Source organism: Kaistia soli DSM 19436 (genome assembly GCF_900129325.1).
Classification (GTDB): Bacteria; Pseudomonadota; Alphaproteobacteria; order Rhizobiales; family Kaistiaceae; genus Kaistia; species Kaistia soli.
This window is the reverse complement of record NZ_FQUP01000008.1, coordinates 57,488-76,088: the sequence shown is the minus strand read 5'-3', so window position 1 is coordinate 76,088 and position 18,601 is coordinate 57,488. Positions and strand designations below refer to the sequence as shown.

The following is an 18,601-nucleotide window of genomic DNA, read 5'->3' as shown; positions in this document are numbered from 1 at the left end:
TGCTGCGCGTGGCCGTTACACGAGCTTGGGCGTTGCGGTCGAACATGGACCGAGGGCGTCCGTTCGCCTATGACATTCGCGCGCCCTTCGCGCCGCTTCCCCCAAGTCAACAGAAGGATGATCGCCGTGGCCAAACTCTCTTCGCGCATCGACCTCGCTTCCAACACCAAGTCGGCGATGATCGAACTTCTCAACGCCCGTCTTGCGGACGCGATCGATCTCTCCCTCCTCACCAAGCAGGCGCACTGGAACCTCAAGGGCATCCAGTTCATCGCCATCCACGAGATGCTGGATACGTTCCGCGCCGATCTCGACGTCCACACGGACACGATCGCCGAACGCGTCGCCCAGCTCGGTGGCATCGCGCTCGGAACCTCGCAGGTCGTCGCCGAAGCTACGACGCTGAAGCCCTATCCGACCAATATCAGCAAGATCCCGGATCATCTCGATGCGCTGATCGAACGCTATGCCGCCACTGCCAATGCGGTACGCAGCGCGATCGATACGTCGGACGAGGCCGGTGACGCCGACACCGCCGATATCTTCACCGCTGCCTCGCGCTCGCTCGACAAGGCGCTGTGGTTCCTCGAATCGCATCGTGAATAACGGCGCCATCGCCGATATCAGCGCCTGGAGCGTCGATTGGGTCTGGGGCGTGCCGCTAACCGTGACGACCCTCGTTGCCCATGTCATCTGGCTCGGCATCTTCGATCGCCGTCTGGTCCGCGCCGCGCGGCGACCCTGGTTCGCCGCACGGCCTCAGCTCGGCTTCATCCTGGTGATGAGCACGGCCGTGCTGCTGGCCGTGCTGCTGCACGCGGCCGAGGCTATGTTTTGGGCGATCGCCTATGTCGGGCTCGGCGCGCTTCCGGATCCGCGCACCGCAATGCTGTTCTCCATGGAGGCGCAGACCAGCTTTGGCCACGACGCCCTGTTCCTGGCGCCGCATTGGCAGATGCTTGGCGCGCTGGAGGCGCTGGTCGGCGTCATGCTGTTTGGCCTGACGGTTGCCTTCCTGTTCTCCATGATGCAGCGGGTCGGGCCTGCCAACGAGCGCTGAGCAGCGCTCCCTTCGCGGGTGTTGCTGAACTTTGCTAGCTTGCGCGTGTCGGCGATGCCGTGATTCGCAAATTCCCTCGCAGAAGGAGACCCAGAATGTCTGCATCCCGTTTCGCCCTGGCTGCGGCCTTGGTCGTCGCGCCGCTCGTCCTCGCGGCTGCAACGCCGGCGTTGGCCCAGCAGGCCGCTGTCGGCAAGCTTGAATGCGATGTTTCATCCGGCGTCGGCTTCTTCGTCGTCGAGAAGCAGACGATGAAGTGCGTCTTCACTCCGCAGGACGGTTCCGCCAAGGATTACTACACCGGCAAGATCGCCGAATATGGCCTCGCCCTTGGTGAAGTGAAGCAGGGCGTCCTGATCTGGGGCGTGATCACCGCGACCAACACGGTCCCCGGCCCCGGCACGCTCGCGGGCGACTTTGCTGGTGCGGGTGCGGATGTCGCGATCGTCAAAGGTCTCGGCGCCAATGTGCTAGTCGGCGGCAACGACAAGTCGATTGCTCTGCAGCCCTTCGCCGTTGAAGGCGAGCAGGGCTTCAACCTCGCCGCCGGCGTGACCACCGTGACGCTGGCCTCGGCTCCGGCTCCGGCCCAATAGAGCTTCGAGAGAATGAGGCTGGCGGGGCTCCCGCTGGCCTCCCTCGCGCCTAGCTGACCTTGTCGCGGCTTCCCATTGCCGGCCCAAGGATCAGCGCGTCCATGCGCGGAATGGCGTCACGACGCTGCGACACGCGCTGGCCTTCCTCATAGACCGCCCGCGAAGCATCGCGCCAGTCGAGCAGCAGCCGGCGATTCTCCATCGTGTCCTCGACCAGCCGATGAAGGCTGACTTTCTCGCGACGCTCGTTGCGCGGGTCGTCGACCTTGTTGATGACCCAAACATGCTCGCCGTCACGGTCCGCCCTGACGACGAGCACAGGCGTGATCGAGAAGCCGGAGTGATCGAGCAGGAAGGCGGGGATGTTAAGCTGTCGCGTCACCGCATCCGCAGCGTCGATCTCCTGGCGAAGGGCGGACAGCGACGGGGCCGAAAGTCCCAGCTGCGGACAGCGCCAGGCATTGTCCGCCTCGACATAGAGAATCTGGTAGCCGCTATGCTCTGTGGTGATCGACATACGGATCCGCGTGCCGTTGCTGCACATTCCACTTTAGCGCGCTCTCGCTGTTTCGATCCATCCTTTTTCGAAGCATGATCGCGAACCACTTGAACCCGGTCGGGGCGAACATGAACGAGGTTGAAACCGGCGCCGGTGCTGACGAGCCGAAAGGCAGTCTTTTCGCCATCGCGCTACTTGCTCCTTTGGCCGGGGCGTTGGCCGGAGTGCTCGGAGCACTGTTCCGCGCCGGGCTGGACAAGGCCGATACGCTGCGCGGGTCTGTTATCGCTGCGGCTCACGGCGTTCCGCTCCTCGGTTTCCTCGGCATTGTGCTCATGGTTGCCATGGCAGCGGCACTGGCCGCGTTTCTCGTTCAGCGCTTTGCCCGCGAGGCATCAGGCAGCGGCATCCCGCATGTCGAACTGGTCCTGCGCGGCCAGGCGGAGCAGGGAACATTACGCCTCATCCCAGTAAAATTCTTTGGCGGCTGGCTCGCCATCGGTTCCGGTCTGGCGCTCGGGCGCGAGGGGCCAAGCGTGCAGATGGGCGCGACGCTGGCCCATCTGATCGGGAAATGGTTCCGCTGCGACTGGGACGACTGCCGCATGCTACTGGCCGCCGGCGCCGGCGCCGGCCTCGCCACAGCCTTCAACGCGCCTCTGGCCGGCGCGATCTTCGTACTCGAAGAACTGGTTCGGCGCTTCGAGACGCGAATCGCCATTGCCGCTCTCGCCGCCTCGGGAACGGCGATCGGGGTCGCGCGCGTCATCCTCGGCGACCAGCTAGACTTTCCGATCGCGCCCGTCGCCGCCGTCCCGCTTGCAGGTCTTCCGCTCTATGTCGTTTTCGGGATTCTGACCGGCCTTGTCGCCGTCGCCTACAACCGCATCATCCTTGGCGCCATGGACGCGGTGGGCGCGATGAAGGCGCTGCCGGTGCCGGCCCGTGCTGCGCTGATCGGCGCGGCGGTCGGTGCACTCGCCTTCTTGGCGCCCAGCCTTGTCGGCGGCGGCGACGCGTTGACCGCGCAGGCTCTTGCGGGCAGCGGCACGCTCGGAATCGTCCTTCTCTTGCTTGCGGTGCGTTTCCTGCTCGGCGCGATCTCCTATGCAGCGGGGACGCCGGGCGGCCTGTTCGCGCCCATGCTCGTCATCGGCGCCGAACTCGGCCTCGCGATGGGGCTGGTGGTTGCAGGGCTGTTTCCGACGCTGGGGTTGGATCCGCGCGGCTTCGCTCTCGTCGGCATGGCGGCTTTTTTTGCCGGCGTTGTGCGCTCGCCGCTGACTGGGCTGATCCTTGCCGTCGAGATGACGGGCAGCACGACACTACTCGTGCCGATGCTGATAGCGACCTTTGTCGCGATGCTGGTGCCGGCCATGGCCGGATCGCCACCGATCTATGATTCGCTGCGCGAACGAGCGCAGAAGGCGCCGCCGGGGGCCCTCAAGCGCTAGTGCGCCTCGTCCCAATTGTCGGCCGCGCGGGCGTCGACTTTCAGCGGGACCGAAAGGGCAACAGCCGGCTCCGGTGCCCGCTCCATGATCGCGGTGACCAGGGGAAGCGTCCGTGCGACCTCGTCGTCAGGCACCTCGAAGATCAGTTCGTCATGCACCTGGAGCAGCATACGGGCATTGAGCCGCGCATCTGAAAGCGCCGGTGCGACACGGATCATCGCGCGACGGATGATGTCGGCCGCGCTGCCCTGCAGTCGCGCATTAATCGCGGCGCGCTCGTTGAAGGCGCGAACTGACGCATTTTTCGAGGCGATTTCCGGATAGTGACAGCGCCGCCCGAACAAAGTGGTGACATAGCCCTTGTCGCGGCAGATGCGCTTCGTCTCTTCCATATAGGCGCGAATGCCGGGGAAGCGCTCGAAGTAGCGCTTGATATAGGCGCCGGCTTCCTCGCGCCCGATCCCCAGCTGGTTGGCAAGGCCGAAGGCCGAGATGCCGTAGATGATGCCGAAATTGATGGCCTTGGCGCGCCTCCGCACCTCTGACGGCATGCCCTCGACAGGCACGCCGAACATTTCCGAGGCGGTCAGGGCATGAATGTCGAGGCCGTCGCGAAAGGCCTGTCGCAGCGCCGGGATATCGGCGATCTCGGCCAAGAGGCGCAGCTCGATCTGTGAATAGTCGGCCGAGACGAGCTTGGTGCCCGGCGCGGCTACGAAGGCCTTGCGGATCTTGCGGCCGGCCTCGGTGCGCACCGGGATGTTTTGCAGGTTGGGCTCGGAGGAGGAGAGACGGCCGGTCGTCGTCGCCGCGAGCGCATAGGAGGTGTGGACGCGCTCGGTTTCCTTATGCTGATACGAGGGCAGCGCGTCGGTATAGGTCGAGCGAAGCTTGGTGAGCTGGCGCCATTCGAGAATCCGCTGCGGCAGCTCGTAGCCCTGCTCGGCGAGGTCTTCGAGGATGCTGGCGCCGGTTGCCCAGGCGCCTGTCGCCGTCTTCGACGCGCCGGGTAGGCCCATGACACCAAACAGGATGTCGCCGAGCTGCTTGGGCGAGCCGATATTGAACGGTTGGCCGGCCAATTGATGGATTTCCGCTTCGAGCCCGGCGGCCGCTTGCGCAAAATCCCCAGAAAGGCGCGAGAGCATGTTGCGGTCGATTGAAATGCCACGCCGCTCCATCGCCGAGAGAACCGGCACCATCGGCCGTTCGAGCGTCTCATAGACATTCGCCATGCCCTCGGCGGCAAGGCGCGGCTTCAGCGCCAGCCACAGCCGCAGCGTGACGTCGGCATCCTCGGCGGCGTATTGGGTGGCCCGGTCGATCGCCACGCGGTCGAAGGTGATGCGGGCCTTGCCCTTGCCGGTGACCTCGTCGAACGTGATCGGCGTGTGGCCGAGCCATTTCTCCGAAAGCGGGTCCATGCCATGCGGGCCGCGCCCGGCATCGAGCACGTAGGAGATCAGCATCGTGTCGTCAAACGGCGCGACCTCGATGCCGTAGCGAGCGAGGATCAGCCAGTCATATTTGAGGTTCTGCGCGATCTTGAGTACCGATCGGTCCTCCAGCATCGGCTTCAGGACCGCAAGCGCGTCGCGGATCGGAATCTGGCCGTCGAGCAGGCCTTCATTGAACAGGCCGTCGCCGTCGCCGCGATGGGCGAGGGGGATATAGCAGGCCTTGCCGGGCGCCAACGCCAGCGAGACGCCGACCAGATCGGCCTGCATCGGGTCGAGCGAGGTCGTCTCGGTGTCGACGGCCACGATGCCGCGCTCCATTGCCTCCCCCACCCAGGCCATCAGGCGGTCGAGGGTCGTAACCGTCTCATAGGCGGACCGGTCCACGGGTGTCTCACGGGCTTGGCGCGCCCGCGCCTCGACCAGCCCGGTCGGCGAAAGACCGTCGATTGCGTTCGGCTGCCGCGCCACGGACACTGCCACGTTGTCGGCTGCTCCGGATTCCGCCACTGGGGGGGGATTCTGCTGGTCGCCGAACAGCGACTGCGACAGCATGGCGGCAGCGGCCGGCGAGGACAATTCCGCATCGGGCGCGACCGAGGCCTGCTCGACGCCGGTCGCGGCGGCCACGCGGCCAGTCAGCGTCGTGAACTCCATCGCCTTCAGGAACCGGATCAGCCGCTCGCCTTCGATGGCGCGCACGGCCAATTCTTCGATGGGGGTCGTGAGCGGAACGTTCTGGTCGAGGGTCACGAGGCGCATCGAAATACGCGCCTGCTCCGCGAAATTGATCAGCGCCTCGCGCCGCTTCGGCTGCTTGATATCTGCCGCGTTCTCGAGAAGAGCCTCGAGGCTGCCATAGGTCTCGATGAGCTGCGCGGCGGTCTTGATGCCGATGCCCGGGACGCCGGGAACATTGTCGACGCTGTCGCCGGCCAGCGACTGCACGTCCACGACCTTCTCCGGAGGCACGCCGAACTTCTCGATCACCTCGTCGCGGCCGATCGTCTTGCCCTTCATCGTGTCGAGCATGAGGACACCGGGCCGGATGAGCTGCATAAGGTCCTTGTCGGAGGCGACGATCGTGACGTCGGCGCCAGCGGCGACCGCCTGCCCCGTATAGGTCGCGATCAGGTCGTCCGCCTCGAAGCCCTGCTGCTCGATGCAGGCGACGTTGAACGCATGCACCGCCTTGCGGATCAAGCCGAATTGCGGCCGCAGGTCCTCTGGCGGCTCCGGGCGCTGCGCCTTGTAGAGATCATAGATCTGGTTGCGGAACGTCGTCGCGGAATGATCGAGCACCACGGCGAGATGCGTCGGCCGCACGCCAACCTCGTTCGCTTCCTTCAGCAGCTTCCACAGCATGTTGGAGAAGCCGGCCACAGCGCCGACCGGCAGGCCGTCCGATTTGCGCGTCAAAGGCGGCAGCGCGTGGTAGGCGCGGAAAATGTAGGACGAGCCGTCGACCAGGAAGACATGGCTTCCCGGCCCGATCGGGCGCGAAGGGGCGGCGGCGGGGGTGGTCGTGCTCGGTTCGGACATGCGGCGGACTATGCCTCCCGAACGCGGCTTTGGCTATATCGACAGCGGATTGCCGGTCGCCCGTGGCCGGATTAGCTTCGCACATGACCGAATCGAACCGCAGCCTGCCAACGCCCCAGCCGCTCGCCGCCGCCCTGCCGCTTGCGGGCCTTTTCGGGGGCCTATTCCTTGTCTGGGTCGGCTCGGTCTTCTGGCTGCGGCAACTGCCGCCGTCCGACGGCTGGGCGCGGCAGATCTATCCGATGCTATTGTGGATCGGGGCGATCGCGCTCTGGGCGGTCTGGCAGAAGCCGAAGCTCCTCGCATGGGTCGGGCTCCTGCCGGTCGGACAGCGGGCGCTGGCGATCACGGCGGCGACTTTCATCGCGATCTTCGGCTGGCATGCCCTCCGTGTCGCCCTCGGACGTCCTCCGAGCGGTCTGCTGTCCCAGCTTCCGACCGAGATCTATGTCTTCATGCTCGGCGGGATCCTGCTCAACGAGGTGCTTTTCCACGGCATCCTGCAGACGCGGCTCACCGAACTGTTCGGTCCCAAGATATCGATCCCCCTGACCGCCGTTGTCGTGCTGGCCTTCCGCCTGCCGAGCTTCTTCGTGGCGGGCACAACAGGGATGGAGCCGGTGATGCTCTACAGCATCCTGCTCCTCAGCCTGCTGGCTGGCATTCTCCGCCATGTCTCAGGCAGCCTCTGGCCGGCCATCGCGTTGCAGGCCGGCAATGCCCTGGGGACGCTTCTCTAGAGGTTTAAGTCCTCATTAACCGCGTCGATCGCTATCCTCCAGCATGACCACCGCACCGCCCCTGATCCTTGCCGCGCCTGACACGATCGCGATGATCGATGCCTGGGAGGAGCATCTGCGCGGCGAGCGGCGGCTGTCATCGAAGACGCTCGAGGCCTACGGCCGCGATCTCACGCAGTTCCTCGCCTTCATCACGCTGCATATCGGCAATCCGCCGACGATCGCCGATCTCGCCGACCTGCGCATGGGCGACATCCGCGGGTTCATGGCCAGCCGCCGACAGGGCGGCGCCGGCGCCAGAACCCTCGCGCGCGGCCTCGCCGGCATCCGCTCCTTCATTTCATTCCTGGAGCGCGAGGGGCTGGCCAATGGCGCCGCCTTCCGCGCCATGCGCACGCCGCGCCAGCCGAAGACGCTGCCGAAGCCGCTGACGCCAACGCTCGCCGTCCGCGTCACCGAGGCGGAGGAGCAGCTCGACGACGAGCCTTGGGTCGCGGCGCGCAACGCTGCCGTGCTGGCGCTCTGCTATGGCTCGGGCCTGCGTATCTCCGAGGCGCTCGGCATCCGCCGCGCCGACGCGCCGCTCTCGGGCGAGGGTGTACTCCGTGTCACCGGCAAAGGCGGCAAGACGCGACTCGTCCCGGTGCTTCCGGTGGTTGCAGAGTCGATCGCAGACTATTTGCGTCTGGCGCCCTTTTCGCCGAAAGCGGACGGTCCGCTCTTTATCGGCGTGCGCGGCGGTCCGCTCCGGCCGCGCATCATCCAGCTTGCGATGGCGAAGATGCGCGGCGCGCTCGGCCTCCCGGATAGCGCAACCCCGCATGCGCTGCGCCATTCCTTCGCGACGCATCTTCTGGCGGGCGGCGGCGATCTCCGCGCCATCCAGGAACTGCTCGGCCATGCCAGTCTCTCGACGACGCAGATCTATACCGGCGTCGACACGGAGCGCCTCCTCGCGGTGTTTGAGGAGACGCATCCGCGCGCGCGGCGACGGCCTTCCGCCTGATCAGAGCGGCCGCAGTGTCAGAACCGCCGTGTCGATGACGAAATTGCCCTCCGCATCGACCTCGAAATAGCGCCGCACATCATCGGCGACCGCGCTCTGAAGCGCCCGGATCGCATTGGCAAACACCTTGGGCGTGCGCATCCGCTCGATCCAGCTCTCAAAGCCGAGCGGCAGCCGGCGGCGCGTCAGCGCCGTCGCCCTGAAGCCCGCCTCTCCAGCCATGGTGAGCCATTCCGCTACGGCGTAGTTGCGCACATGCGAAGGGTCGCGCAGCATCTCGAAGGTCTGCAGGAAGGTGTCGACTACCGGCTGCTCCGGCGCCACGACATCGGCGAAGCCGGCGACGCCCGATGGCTTCAGCACCCGCCGAGCCTCGCGGAGGCCGGCGCGGACATCCTGCCAGTGATGCGCCGTAAAGCGGCAGAGCACGACGTCGAAGCTCGCATCGGCGAAGGGCAGGCGCTCGGCGGGCCCTTGCACGGCTTCGATGCCGGAGAGGCCACGCGCCGCCGCCTCACGCGCGACAGCGGCAACCATGTCGGCGGAGAGATCATAGGCGGTCACCGACGGCGCCACCTTCGCGGCCGCATAGCTGACATGACCGCCGCCGCAGCCGAGATCGAGAACGCGCGCGCCGGGTATCGCGGCGGCCAGCGCCGCCAGTTCGGCGATATCCTCGCCCTCGGCGTGAACTCGGCTCGTCACATAGGCATTCGCCTGGCTGCCGAACTGACGCTCGGCCAAACTTGCCTGGCCGCCGGGCGTCGTTTCTTTCGATGCTTCCATCATGGTGGTGATCCCGTGGTGAGGGCGCGACACAGCGCCTGCATCCTGGATTAGTCGAGCGCGATACCCTGTTACCAGTTCCGATCTTATCCTGGTATAAGTGTCACCACGATGGCGAATGACGACACTAGGCGACGGGAACTTGGCGATTTCGTGCGGGCGCATCGCGAACGGCTGCGGCCGGCGATGTTCGGGCTCGACCCCGGCAGCCGCCGTCGCACGCCTGGCCTCAGGCGTGAAGAGCTGGCCGGACTGGCCGGCGTCAGCGCCACCTGGCTCGCCTGGATCGAGCAGGGTCGTGATCTCCAGGTTTCACCTTCAGCCCTCGTGCGGCTTGCCCGCGTGATGCGCCTCTCGCCGGCCGAGCGGGCCTATCTGTTCGCGGTTGCCGGGCGGGCCGATCCCGAACATGCGGAAGCGAAGGATGATGCGATGCCCGAGGGCCTGGCGCCCATCGTGGCGGCGCTCGCGATGCCAGCCTATCTCATCGATCGCGCCTGGACGGCACGGGCCTGGAACGACCCGGCCGCACGGCTCTTCACCGGCTGGCTCGACGGCACGGGAGAGCGCAATCTGCTGCGATTCATCTTTCTCGATCCGGCCTCGCGGCGCCTGATCGCGGATTGGGATATCCGCGCGCGGCGCGTGGCGGCCGAGTTCCGTGCCGATTACAGCCGCTCTCTCGCGGCGCCGGAAATGCGCACTCTCGTCGGGCAACTCGCCGCGGGCAGCCCACTGTTCGCGGAGGCCTGGGAGGCGCATGCCGTGGTCGAGCGCGAAGGAGGGCTCCGGCTCTTCGACCATCCCGAGGATGGCCTCCTCGCCTTTCGCCAGACGACCTTGCAGCCGGCCCGCCATCCAGACTGGAAGCTTGTGGTGCTGGAGCCGGTCGATGAGGCTCAGGCGGCGCCGTAGCGGTTCGCCGCCTCGATGGTAAGGCCCATGCCGACGGAGCCGAAGGTGTCGCCCTCGGCCGGTCGCGCCTCGGGAACCGCGGCGAGAATGGCCTTGCGGACATGGGCCAGACGGGTGGAGCCACCGGTCAGGAAGACGGCGTCAATTGCCTCGGCCTTCAGGCCCGCGGCCGTGAGGCAGCCTGCGATCCGAGCGGCGATCGCGGCGGCGAGCGCTGCCGTCTCCATCACCAGCGTGTCGCGGGTCACCCGAGCTTCGAGGCCCTGTTCGATCCAGTTCAGCGGAATGTCGGCGGCCGGCGCGTCGGACAGCGCGATTTTCGACGCCTCGACCTCGATCGCGAGTCGATGGCCGCCCCGCTCCTCAACGACGCGGATCAGCCGCTCGATCATCTCGGGATGGCGGGCCTCGCGCCGCACTTCGTTCAACTGCTGCGCCACACCGCGCTCATAGAGGCGATTGATCGTCGACCAGGTTGCGAGGTCATGGAAATAGCCCGAGGGCACCGGCAGCCCCGCCCGTTTCATGGCGCTCCGGTAGCCCAGCATCGGCATCACCGTGCCGAGATTGAGCTGGCGGTCGAAATCCGTTCCGCCGATCCGCACACCGTCATTGGCGAGAATGTCATCGGCGCGGTCGGGCCGGCCACGCCGCTCCGGGCCGAGCCGGACGATCGAGAAATCCGACGTACCGCCGCCGATATCGGCGATGAGCGCGATTTCCTCACCATTCACCTGCCGCTCGTAATCGAGCGCGGCGGCGATCGGCTCGTACTGGAACGAGATTTCGGAAAAGCCGACCTCGCGGGCGATCTCGGCCAGCACGCCCTCGGCCTTGCGGTCTCCTTCCGCGTCACCGTCGACGAAATGTACGGGGCGGCCATGCACCACCTGTTCGAGCGGGCGGCCAGTCCGCGCCTCGGCCCGGCGCTTCGCCACCGCGATGAAATGGGCGATCACCGAACGGAAGCCGACGCGGGCGCGGCCGACCTGTGTCGTCTCGTTGATGAGCGGGTTGCCAAGCACCGCCTTCAGGCTGCGCATGAGGCGGCCGTCATGGCCATCGACATAGGCTGCGATCGCGGCCCGTCCGACCAGTGGGGCGGCGTCGCGGGCGTAGAAGATGGCGCTCGGCAGCGTGACATCGTCGCCCTCGAGCGGGACGAGAGCTGGCGTCGCGGAAGCGAGGCCGAGCGTCGAATTGGACGTGCCGAAATCGAGGCCGCACGCTGTCATGGCGTCGCTCCTGTCGGGGAACCGATCTCTCGGGAAAAGGGCTGGTCTGGTTAGTGGCATCGGAGCCCGAGATCAAGCCCGAATGCGCGTCATCGGGCTGAACCGCTTTCGCTCCGGCCGTATTGATGCTGTTGTGCGCGCGACGCGGCAGACAAAGGGCGGGGCAGATGGCAGTGGCGGCGAAAGCGACCGGCGGGATCACCATCGAAGCGGCGCTGGATGCGGCCGGCACCGGCGCCTTTCAGCGAAGGCTGCTGGCGATCTTCGGGCTGGTCTGGGCCGCCGACGCGATGCAGGTCCTCGCCATCGGCTTCACGGCGCCTTCGATCGCCAAGAGCTTCGGCATGACGGTGCCGCAGGCGCTGCAGGCCGGCACGGTGTTCTTTGTCGGCATGCTGATCGGCGCTGCCGCCTTCGGCCGGCTCGCGGACCGCATCGGGCGGCGCAATCTCCTGATCGTCACCGTGCTGATCGACGCCGTATTCGGCCTCGCCTCAGCCTTCGCGCCGAATTTCATCGTGCTAGCCGGCTTCCGGTTCATGACAGGCCTCGCCGTCGGTGGCACGCTGCCGGTCGATTACGCGATGATGGCGGAGTTCCTGCCGACGCAGCGGCGCGGCCGCTGGCTTGTGGCGCTCGAAGGGTTCTGGGCGCTTGGAACGCTGGTGGTGGCGCTCGCCGCCTGGTATGCGGCCAGCGCCGGCTTCGAGGAGCCGTGGCGGTTCATCTTCATCATCACGGCGCTGCCTGCGCTGGTCGGTGTCGGCCTTCGGCTGCTGATCCCCGAATCACCCTTCTATCTCGCCCGCAGCGGCCGCGAGGCCGAGGCGAAGGCCGTGCTCGATCGGATGGCGCTGGCGAATGGCGGGCGCGTGCTGCCGGGGCGGCTGACCGTCGCGCCGGTGATCAAGCCGCCGTTTTCGGCGTTGTTCGCGCCGCCGATCGGCCGCCGCAGCGTGCTGGTCCTTGCCGCATGGCTGCTGGTGTCGGTCGCCTATTATGGGGTGTTCACCTGGCTGCCGGGCAAGCTTGTCAGTGAAGGCCACGGCTTTGTGCGCGGTTATGGCTTCCTGGTCCTGCTGGCGATCGCGCAGCTGCCTGGCTATGCGCTGGCGGCCTGGGGCGTCGAGCGTTTCGGCCGCAAGCCGACGCTGATCGCGTTTCTGCTGCTGTCGGCAGCCGGCTGTTTTCTCTACGCGGTGCTGACTGATCCCGGGCCGATTGCCGGCGCCATGCTGCTGATGAGCTTCGCGCTGCTCGGGACCTGGGGCGCGCTCTATGCGTTTACGCCGGAACTCTATCCAACGACGCTGCGGGCTAGTGGCATGGGCATTGCCGGCGCAATGGCGCGGCTCGGCGGACTGCTGGCGCCAACGCTGGTCGGGATCGTGGTCGGCTACAGCTTCAATGTGGCGCTGGCGATGTTCGCCGCGCTGCTCCTCATCGGGGCAGTCTGCACGGCGCTCATCGATGTCGAGACGAAGGGGGCGCCGCTCGCATGAGCGTCGGCGCCGCCCCGATCAAAGATGGATCGGCTTGAACCAGGCGCCAAGCGCAGCTTCCTTGACGCTTTCCGACATGGTCGGATGCGCATGCGTGGTGCGGCCAAGGTCTTCGGCCGAGCCGGCGAACTCCATCAGTACGACGATCTCATGGATCATCTCGCCGGCGCCGACGCCGACGATGTGGCCACCGAGCACACGGTCCGTCTTGGCATCCGAGAGGATCTTGACGAAGCCTTCTGTCGCCAGCATCGCGCGGGCGCGGCCATTGGCCGAGAACGGGAATTTGCCGACCTTGTATTCGATGCCAGCGGCCTTCAATTCCTCTTCCGTCTGGCCGACCGAGGCAATCTCCGGGTTGGTGTAGACGACGGCGGGAATCGCGCCGTAATTCACATGACCGGCCTGTCCGGCGAGGATTTCGGCAACCGCGACGCCTTCGTCCTCGGCCTTGTGGGCTAGCATCGGACCGGCGATGACGTCGCCGATCGCATAGATGCCGGGAACGGTCGTCTGGTAATGCGCATCGACCTTGACGCGGCGGCGCTCGTCGAGCACGACACCGACGGCCTCCAGTCCCAGGCCTTCGGTGTAGGGACGGCGGCCGATCGCGACGAGGACGACATCCGCCTCAAGCGTCTCGGCGTCACCAGCGCCGTCTTTGGCCGGCGCGACGCTGACCTTCAGCATCTCACCCGACGTGTCGACACCGGTCACCTTGGCGCCGAGCTTGAAGGTAAAGCCCTGCTTCTGCAGCATGCGCTGGAACTGCTTGGCGACGTCGCCATCCATGCCGGGGAGAATGCGGTCGAGGAACTCGACCACGGTCACCTCGGCGCCGAGGCGGCGCCAGACCGAGCCGAGCTCTAGCCCGATGACGCCCGCGCCGACGACGATGAGCTTCTTCGGCACGCCGGCAAGTTCGAGCGCACCGGTCGAAGTGACGACGCGCTTTTCGTCGATCGCAACGCCCGGCAGCGGTGTCGAGTCGGAGCCGGTAGCGATGACAATCGCCTTGGTCTCCAGCGTCTCGGTCGTGCCGTCATCCTTCGTGACCTGCACCTTGCCGGGCGCAAGGATCGCGCCTGTGCCGATGATGCCGTCGATCTTGTTCTTCTTGAAGAGATAGGCGACGCCGTCGACATTCGACTTCACCGTCGCGTCCTTGTGCGCCAGCATCGCCGGGAGGTCGAGCTCAGGGGCGCCGACCTTGACGCCGAGCGGCGCCAGATGCCCGACGTGATCGAATTGCTCCGAGGCATAGAGCAGCGCCTTGGACGGGATGCAGCCGATATTCAGGCAGGTGCCGCCATAGGTGGCCCGCTTCTCGATCACGGCGACCTTCAGTCCGAGCTGCGCCGCCTTGACCGCGCAGACATAACCGCCCGGACCGGAACCGATGATGATGAGATCGTAGGACATTCGCTTTTCTAACTCTTGAGGCCGGCGGCCGGCTGACATCCGGACGCCGCCTGGGCGGCGCTGAAGGCGATGACTACAGATCGAGGATCAGGCGCTGCGGGTCTTCGAGGCTCTCCTTCACGCGGACGAGGAAGGTGACAGCCTCCTTGCCATCGACGACGCGGTGATCATAGGAGAGCGCCAGATACATCATCGGGCGGATCTCGATCTTGCCGCCGACGACCATCGGCCGTTCCTGGATCTTGTGCATTCCCAGGATGCCGGACTGCGGCGCGTTCAGGATCGGGGTCGACATCAGCGAACCATAGATGCCGCCATTGGTGATCGTGAAGGTGCCGCCCTGCATCTCCTCGATCTTGAGCTGGCCGTCGCGGGCGCGCTTGCCATAGCCGGCAATTGTCTTCTCGATGCCGGCGAGCGAGAGCTGGTCGGCGTCGCGCACCACGGGGACCACGAGGCCCTTGTCGGTGCCGACCGCGATGCCGATGTGGTAGAAATTCTTGTAGACGAGGTCGGTGCCGTCGATCTCGGCGTTGACCGCCGGGATGTCCTTCAGCGCGGCGATGACCGCCTTCACGAAGAAGCCCATGAAGCCGAGCTTGGCGCCGTGCTTCTTCTCGAACACGTCCTTGTACTGCGCACGGAGCGCCATCACCGCACCCATGTCGACCTCGTTGAAGGTCGTCAGCATGGCGGCAGTGTTCTGCGCATCCTTGAGGCGACGCGCGATGGTCTGGCGCAGCTTGGTCATGCGGACGCGCTCTTCGCGCGCGGCGTCGTCCGCCGGCGAGGGCGCGCGCATCTGGACCGGCGCGGCGGGCGCCGCCGGAGCAGGGCCGCGCTCGATCGCGGCGATCAGGTCGCCCTTGGTGACGCGGCCGTCCTTGCCAGATCCGGCGACGCCGCCGACATCCACGCTGTTTTCGGCGGCGAGCTTGGCGACTGCCGGGCCGTTCGCGTCAGCAGCAACCGGCTTTTCAGGGGCTGCTACGGGGGCGGGCTTGGCGACCTCGGGCTTGGCCGGCTCGGCCTTCGGCGCCTCAGTCTTCTGCGGTTCGGCCTTGGCGGCCGGCTTGGCGGCGGCCGCACCAGCCTCTGCGATCATGCCGAGCAAGGCGCCGACGCCGACCGTGTCGCCGTCATTGGCGGCGAGCTCTTCGAGCACGCCGGCGGCGGGTGCCGGCACTTCGATCGTCACCTTGTCGGTTTCGAGCTCGACCAGTGGCTCGTCGACGGCAACGGTCTCGCCGACCTTCTTGAACCAGCGCCCGATCGTGGCCTCTGTCACGGATTCGCCGAGGGTGGGTACGCGGATTTCGGTGGCCATGACGGGGTCTCTGCGGTTCGGGTCTAGGGACGCGGATCGGGTGATGGGCGGAAGGGACGGCGCCGGAGCGCCGCCCGATCAGGCGAAGGCTTCGTCGAGGAATGCGGCGAGCTGGGCGAGATGCTTCGACATCAAGCCTGTCGCCGTGGCGGCTGAGGCTGGACGACCGACATAGCGCGCTCGCTTGGAGGCGCCGCCGGCCTGGGCGAGCACCCATTCGAGATTGGGCTCGACGAAGCTCCACGAGCCCATGTTCTTCGGCTCTTCCTGGCACCAGACGACTTCGGCGTTCTTGAAGCGGCCGAATTCGCCCACCAAGGCCTTGAGGGGGAACGGGTAGAGCTGCTCGACGCGCAGCAGATAGACATCATCGATGCCGCGCTTCTCGCGCTCCTCATAGAGGTCGTAATAGACCTTGCCGGAGCAGACGACGACGCGGCGGATCTTCTCGTCAGGCGCGAGCTTGATCACCTGGTCCTTGAGGAACTCGGCATCGTCCCAAAGCAGGCGATGGAACGACGAGATCGGCCCGAACTGCGCGATATGAGACACCGCACGCTTGTGACGCAGCAGCGACTTCGGCGTCATCAGGATCAGCGGCTTGCGGATGTCGCGATTGAGCTGTCGGCGCAGGATGTGGAAATAGTTCGACGGCGTGGTGACATTCGCCACCTGCATATTGTCCTCGGCGCACATCTGCAGCCAGCGCTCGAGGCGGGCCGACGAGTGCTCCGGCCCCTGGCCCTCATAGCCATGCGGCAGCAGGCAGACGAGCCCGGACATGCGCAGCCACTTGCGCTCGCCCGACGACAGGAACTGGTCGAACACCACCTGGGCGCCATTCGCGAAATCGCCGAACTGCGCTTCCCAGAGCGTCAGCGTGTTCGGATCCGACAGCGAGTAGCCATATTCGAAGCCGAGCACGGCCTCTTCCGACAGCATCGAGTTGATGACGTCGAAATGCCCCTGGCCTTCCTGGATGTTGTTGAGCGGGATGAAGCGCTCCTCGCTCTCCTGGTCGTAGAGAACCGAGTGGCGCTGCGAGAAGGTGCCGCGCTCTACATCCTGGCCGGAAAGGCGGATATTGTGGCCTTCGACGGCAACCGACGCGAAAGCCAGCGCCTCGGCCGTCGCCCAGTCGATGCCGACGCCCGTTTCGATCGCCTTCTTGCGATTGTCGATGAAGCGTTGGACCGTCTTGTGGACGTGGAAGTCGGCCGGAATGGCGGTCAGCCGCGCGCCGATCCGCTTCAATTCGTCGATCTCGACGCCGGTCTTGCCGCGGCGCGGTTCGTCGTCCTGCTGCGCGGCCTTGAGGCCGGCCCAGGCGCCGTCGAGCCAGTCGGCCTTGTTCGGCTTGTAGGACTGACCCGCCTCGAACTCGGTTTCGAGCTTCGCGCGCCAGTCGGCCTTCAGCGCCTCGACTTCGGCTGCGGAGACGAGACCTTCGGCCACCAGCTTGCCAGCATAGATGTCGACGATCGCCGGATGGCTGCGGATCGTGCGGTACATCAGCGGCTGCGTGAACGCGGGCTCGTCGCCTTCATTATGGCCGAAGCGGCGGTAGCAGAACATGTCGATCACGACCGGCTTGTGGAACTTCTGCCGGAATTCGATCGCGATCTTGGCCGCATAGACCACGGCTTCGGGGTCGTCGCCGTTCACATGGAAGATCGGCGCCTCGATCATCTTGGCGACGTCTGAGGGGTAGGGCGAGGAGCGCGAGAAGCGCGGATTCGTCGTGAAGCCGATCTGGTTGTTGACGATGAAATGCAGCGAGCCACCCGTGCGGTGGCCCTTGAGGCCGGAGAGGCCGAAGCATTCCGCCACAACGCCCTGGCCGGCGAAGGCCGCGTCGCCATGGATGATCAGCGGCAGGACTTCCGAGCGGACATAGTCCTTGCGCAGATCCTGCTTGGCCCGTGCCTTGCCGAGCACGACGGGATCGACGATCTCGAGATGCGAGGGATTGGCCGTCAACGACAGATGCACCTTGTTGCCGTCGAACTCGCGGTCCGACGAGGCGCCGAGGTGATACTTGACGTCGCCCGAACCCTCGACGTCGTCGGGGGCATAGGAGCCGCCCTTGAACTCGTGGAAGAGGGCGCGATGCGGCTTGGCCAGCACCTGCGTCAGCACGTTGAGGCGGCCGCGATGGGCCATGCCGAGGACGATCTCGTGCACGCCGAGATTGCCGCCGCGCTTGATGATCTGCTCGAGCGCCGGGATCAGCGCCTCGCCGCCGTCGAGGCCGAAGCGCTTGGTGCCGGTGAACTTGACGTCGAGGAACTTCTCGAAGCCCTCGGCCTCCACCAGCTTGTTGAGGATCGCCTTCTTGCCTTCATTGGTGAAGGAGATCGCCTTGTCCGGCCCCTCGATGCGGGCCTGGATCCAGGCCTTCTCGGCCGGATCGGAGATGTGCATGAACTCGACGCCGAGCGTCGAGCAATAGGTGCGCTTCAGGATTGCCAGCATCTCGGGGATGGTGGCGAATTCGAGCCCCAGGACATGGTCGATGAAGATCTTGCGGTCGTAATCGGCCTCGGTGAAGCCGTAGCTCGAGGGATGCAACTCCTCGTGGTCGCCGGCGGTCGCGAGATGGAGCGGATCGAGATCGGCGTGCAGATGGCCGCGCATGCGATAGGCGCGGATCATCATGATCGCACGCACCGAGTCGCGCGCCGCCTGCTGCAGCGCCGCTTCGGAGACCGGCTGCGCAGCGGGAGCGCCTGCGGGCGCCTTGCCGGCGGCGTCCTGCGCCTTCGCCTTCAGCTTGTCGGTGACGATCTTCTCGATCTGGCCCCAGTTGCCGTCCATGGCCGAGACCAGCTCGCCATTCGCATGCACCGGCCAGTCGGATCGTTCCCACGTCGCGCCGCGCGCTTCGGCCACTACCGTGGCCGGATCGTCCTTCAGCGCGGAAAAGAAATCCCGCCATTCGGCTTCAACCGAGGCGGGGTCCTGCTCATAGCGTCCGTAGAGGTCTTCGATATAGGCGGCATTGCCGCCATAGAGAAACGAAGACGATTGAAAGGCCGCGTTGGCTTGTTCGCGTGACAT

At 66.2% G+C, this 18,601-nt stretch carries 15 protein-coding genes; 8 read left to right on the top strand and 7 right to left on the bottom strand.

Annotated elements, in window-relative coordinates; all coding sequences use genetic code 11:
* Positions 1 to 117: 117 nt before the first annotated feature.
* From dps to BUB39_RS23015, 3 genes are all read left to right on the top strand, one after another.
* Positions 118 to 606: a DNA starvation/stationary phase protection protein Dps gene (gene dps / locus BUB39_RS23025; RefSeq protein WP_073058408.1), complete on the top strand. Its 489-nt coding sequence runs from the start codon at positions 118 to 120 to the stop codon at positions 604 to 606.
* The gene (locus BUB39_RS23020) at positions 599 to 1,060 is read left to right on the top strand and encodes a hypothetical protein (RefSeq protein WP_084527885.1); all 462 of its coding nucleotides are present in this window, start codon (positions 599 to 601) and stop codon (positions 1,058 to 1,060) included. Before dps ends, BUB39_RS23020 begins: the two co-directional genes overlap by 8 nt.
* Before the next feature lie 95 nt (positions 1,061 to 1,155).
* Positions 1,156 to 1,656: a DUF992 domain-containing protein gene (locus BUB39_RS23015; protein WP_073058407.1), complete on the top strand. Its 501-nt coding sequence runs from the start codon at positions 1,156 to 1,158 to the stop codon at positions 1,654 to 1,656.
* 49 nt (positions 1,657 to 1,705) lie between these two features.
* Here the strand turns inward: BUB39_RS23015 and BUB39_RS23010 are convergent, their stop codons facing one another.
* Positions 1,706 to 2,173 (bottom strand): hypothetical protein, encoded by a 468-nt coding sequence (locus tag BUB39_RS23010; RefSeq protein ID WP_139251598.1) that lies wholly within the window; start codon positions 2,171 to 2,173, stop codon positions 1,706 to 1,708.
* A 110-nt stretch (positions 2,174 to 2,283) separates the two neighbouring features.
* On the opposite strand from BUB39_RS23010, the gene clcA reads away from it, so the two are divergent.
* Positions 2,284 to 3,609 (top strand): H(+)/Cl(-) exchange transporter ClcA, encoded by a 1,326-nt coding sequence (gene clcA / locus BUB39_RS23005; protein WP_073058447.1) that lies wholly within the window; start codon positions 2,284 to 2,286, stop codon positions 3,607 to 3,609.
* On the opposite strand, the gene polA is transcribed toward clcA, so the two are convergent.
* On the bottom strand, positions 3,606 to 6,608 hold the full coding sequence (polA, locus tag BUB39_RS23000) for a DNA polymerase I (RefSeq protein WP_073058405.1): 3,003 nt from the start codon (positions 6,606 to 6,608) through the stop codon (positions 3,606 to 3,608). The two genes, clcA and polA, sit on opposite strands and share 4 nt — an antisense overlap.
* Positions 6,609 to 6,691: 83 nt before the next feature.
* Between polA and BUB39_RS22995 the strand changes: the two genes are divergently transcribed.
* Positions 6,692 to 7,348 carry a CPBP family glutamic-type intramembrane protease gene (locus BUB39_RS22995; RefSeq protein ID WP_073058404.1) on the top strand — a complete coding sequence of 219 codons (657 nt, stop codon included), beginning with the start codon at positions 6,692 to 6,694 and terminating at the stop codon, positions 7,346 to 7,348.
* Between the two features lie 43 nt (positions 7,349 to 7,391).
* Complete coding sequence (locus BUB39_RS22990; RefSeq protein ID WP_073058403.1) at positions 7,392 to 8,354, top strand: tyrosine recombinase XerC; 963 nt, start codon at positions 7,392 to 7,394, stop codon at positions 8,352 to 8,354.
* Here the strand turns inward: BUB39_RS22990 and BUB39_RS22985 are convergent, their stop codons facing one another.
* Positions 8,355 to 9,143 (bottom strand): class I SAM-dependent methyltransferase, encoded by a 789-nt coding sequence (locus BUB39_RS22985; RefSeq protein WP_342169659.1) that lies wholly within the window; start codon positions 9,141 to 9,143, stop codon positions 8,355 to 8,357.
* A 108-nt stretch (positions 9,144 to 9,251) separates the two neighbouring features.
* On the opposite strand from BUB39_RS22985, the gene BUB39_RS22980 reads away from it, so the two are divergent.
* Positions 9,252 to 10,055 (top strand): helix-turn-helix transcriptional regulator, encoded by an 804-nt coding sequence (locus tag BUB39_RS22980; protein ID WP_073058402.1) that lies wholly within the window; start codon positions 9,252 to 9,254, stop codon positions 10,053 to 10,055.
* Here the strand turns inward: BUB39_RS22980 and BUB39_RS22975 are convergent.
* Complete coding sequence (locus BUB39_RS22975) at positions 10,040 to 11,290, bottom strand: Hsp70 family protein (RefSeq protein WP_073058401.1); 1,251 nt, start codon at positions 11,288 to 11,290, stop codon at positions 10,040 to 10,042. The two genes, BUB39_RS22980 and BUB39_RS22975, sit on opposite strands and share 16 nt — an antisense overlap.
* Positions 11,291 to 11,457: 167 nt before the next feature.
* On the opposite strand from BUB39_RS22975, the gene BUB39_RS22970 reads away from it, so the two are divergent.
* A complete protein-coding gene (locus tag BUB39_RS22970; RefSeq protein ID WP_073058400.1) occupies positions 11,458 to 12,792 on the top strand; it encodes an MFS transporter in 1,335 nt (444 codons plus the stop codon).
* Positions 12,793 to 12,810: 18 nt separating this feature from the next.
* Here the strand turns inward: BUB39_RS22970 and lpdA are convergent, their stop codons facing one another.
* The 3 genes from lpdA to BUB39_RS22955 form a co-directional block, all read right to left on the bottom strand.
* On the bottom strand, positions 12,811 to 14,253 hold the full coding sequence (gene lpdA / locus BUB39_RS22965) for a dihydrolipoyl dehydrogenase (RefSeq protein WP_342169656.1): 1,443 nt from the start codon (positions 14,251 to 14,253) through the stop codon (positions 12,811 to 12,813).
* 34 nt (positions 14,254 to 14,287) lie between these two features.
* On the bottom strand, positions 14,288 to 15,541 hold the full coding sequence (odhB, locus tag BUB39_RS22960) for a 2-oxoglutarate dehydrogenase complex dihydrolipoyllysine-residue succinyltransferase (RefSeq protein ID WP_073058398.1): 1,254 nt from the start codon (positions 15,539 to 15,541) through the stop codon (positions 14,288 to 14,290).
* A gap of 78 nt (positions 15,542 to 15,619) precedes the next feature.
* On the bottom strand, positions 15,620 to 18,601 hold the full coding sequence (locus BUB39_RS22955; RefSeq protein ID WP_073058397.1) for a 2-oxoglutarate dehydrogenase E1 component: 2,982 nt from the start codon (positions 18,599 to 18,601) through the stop codon (positions 15,620 to 15,622).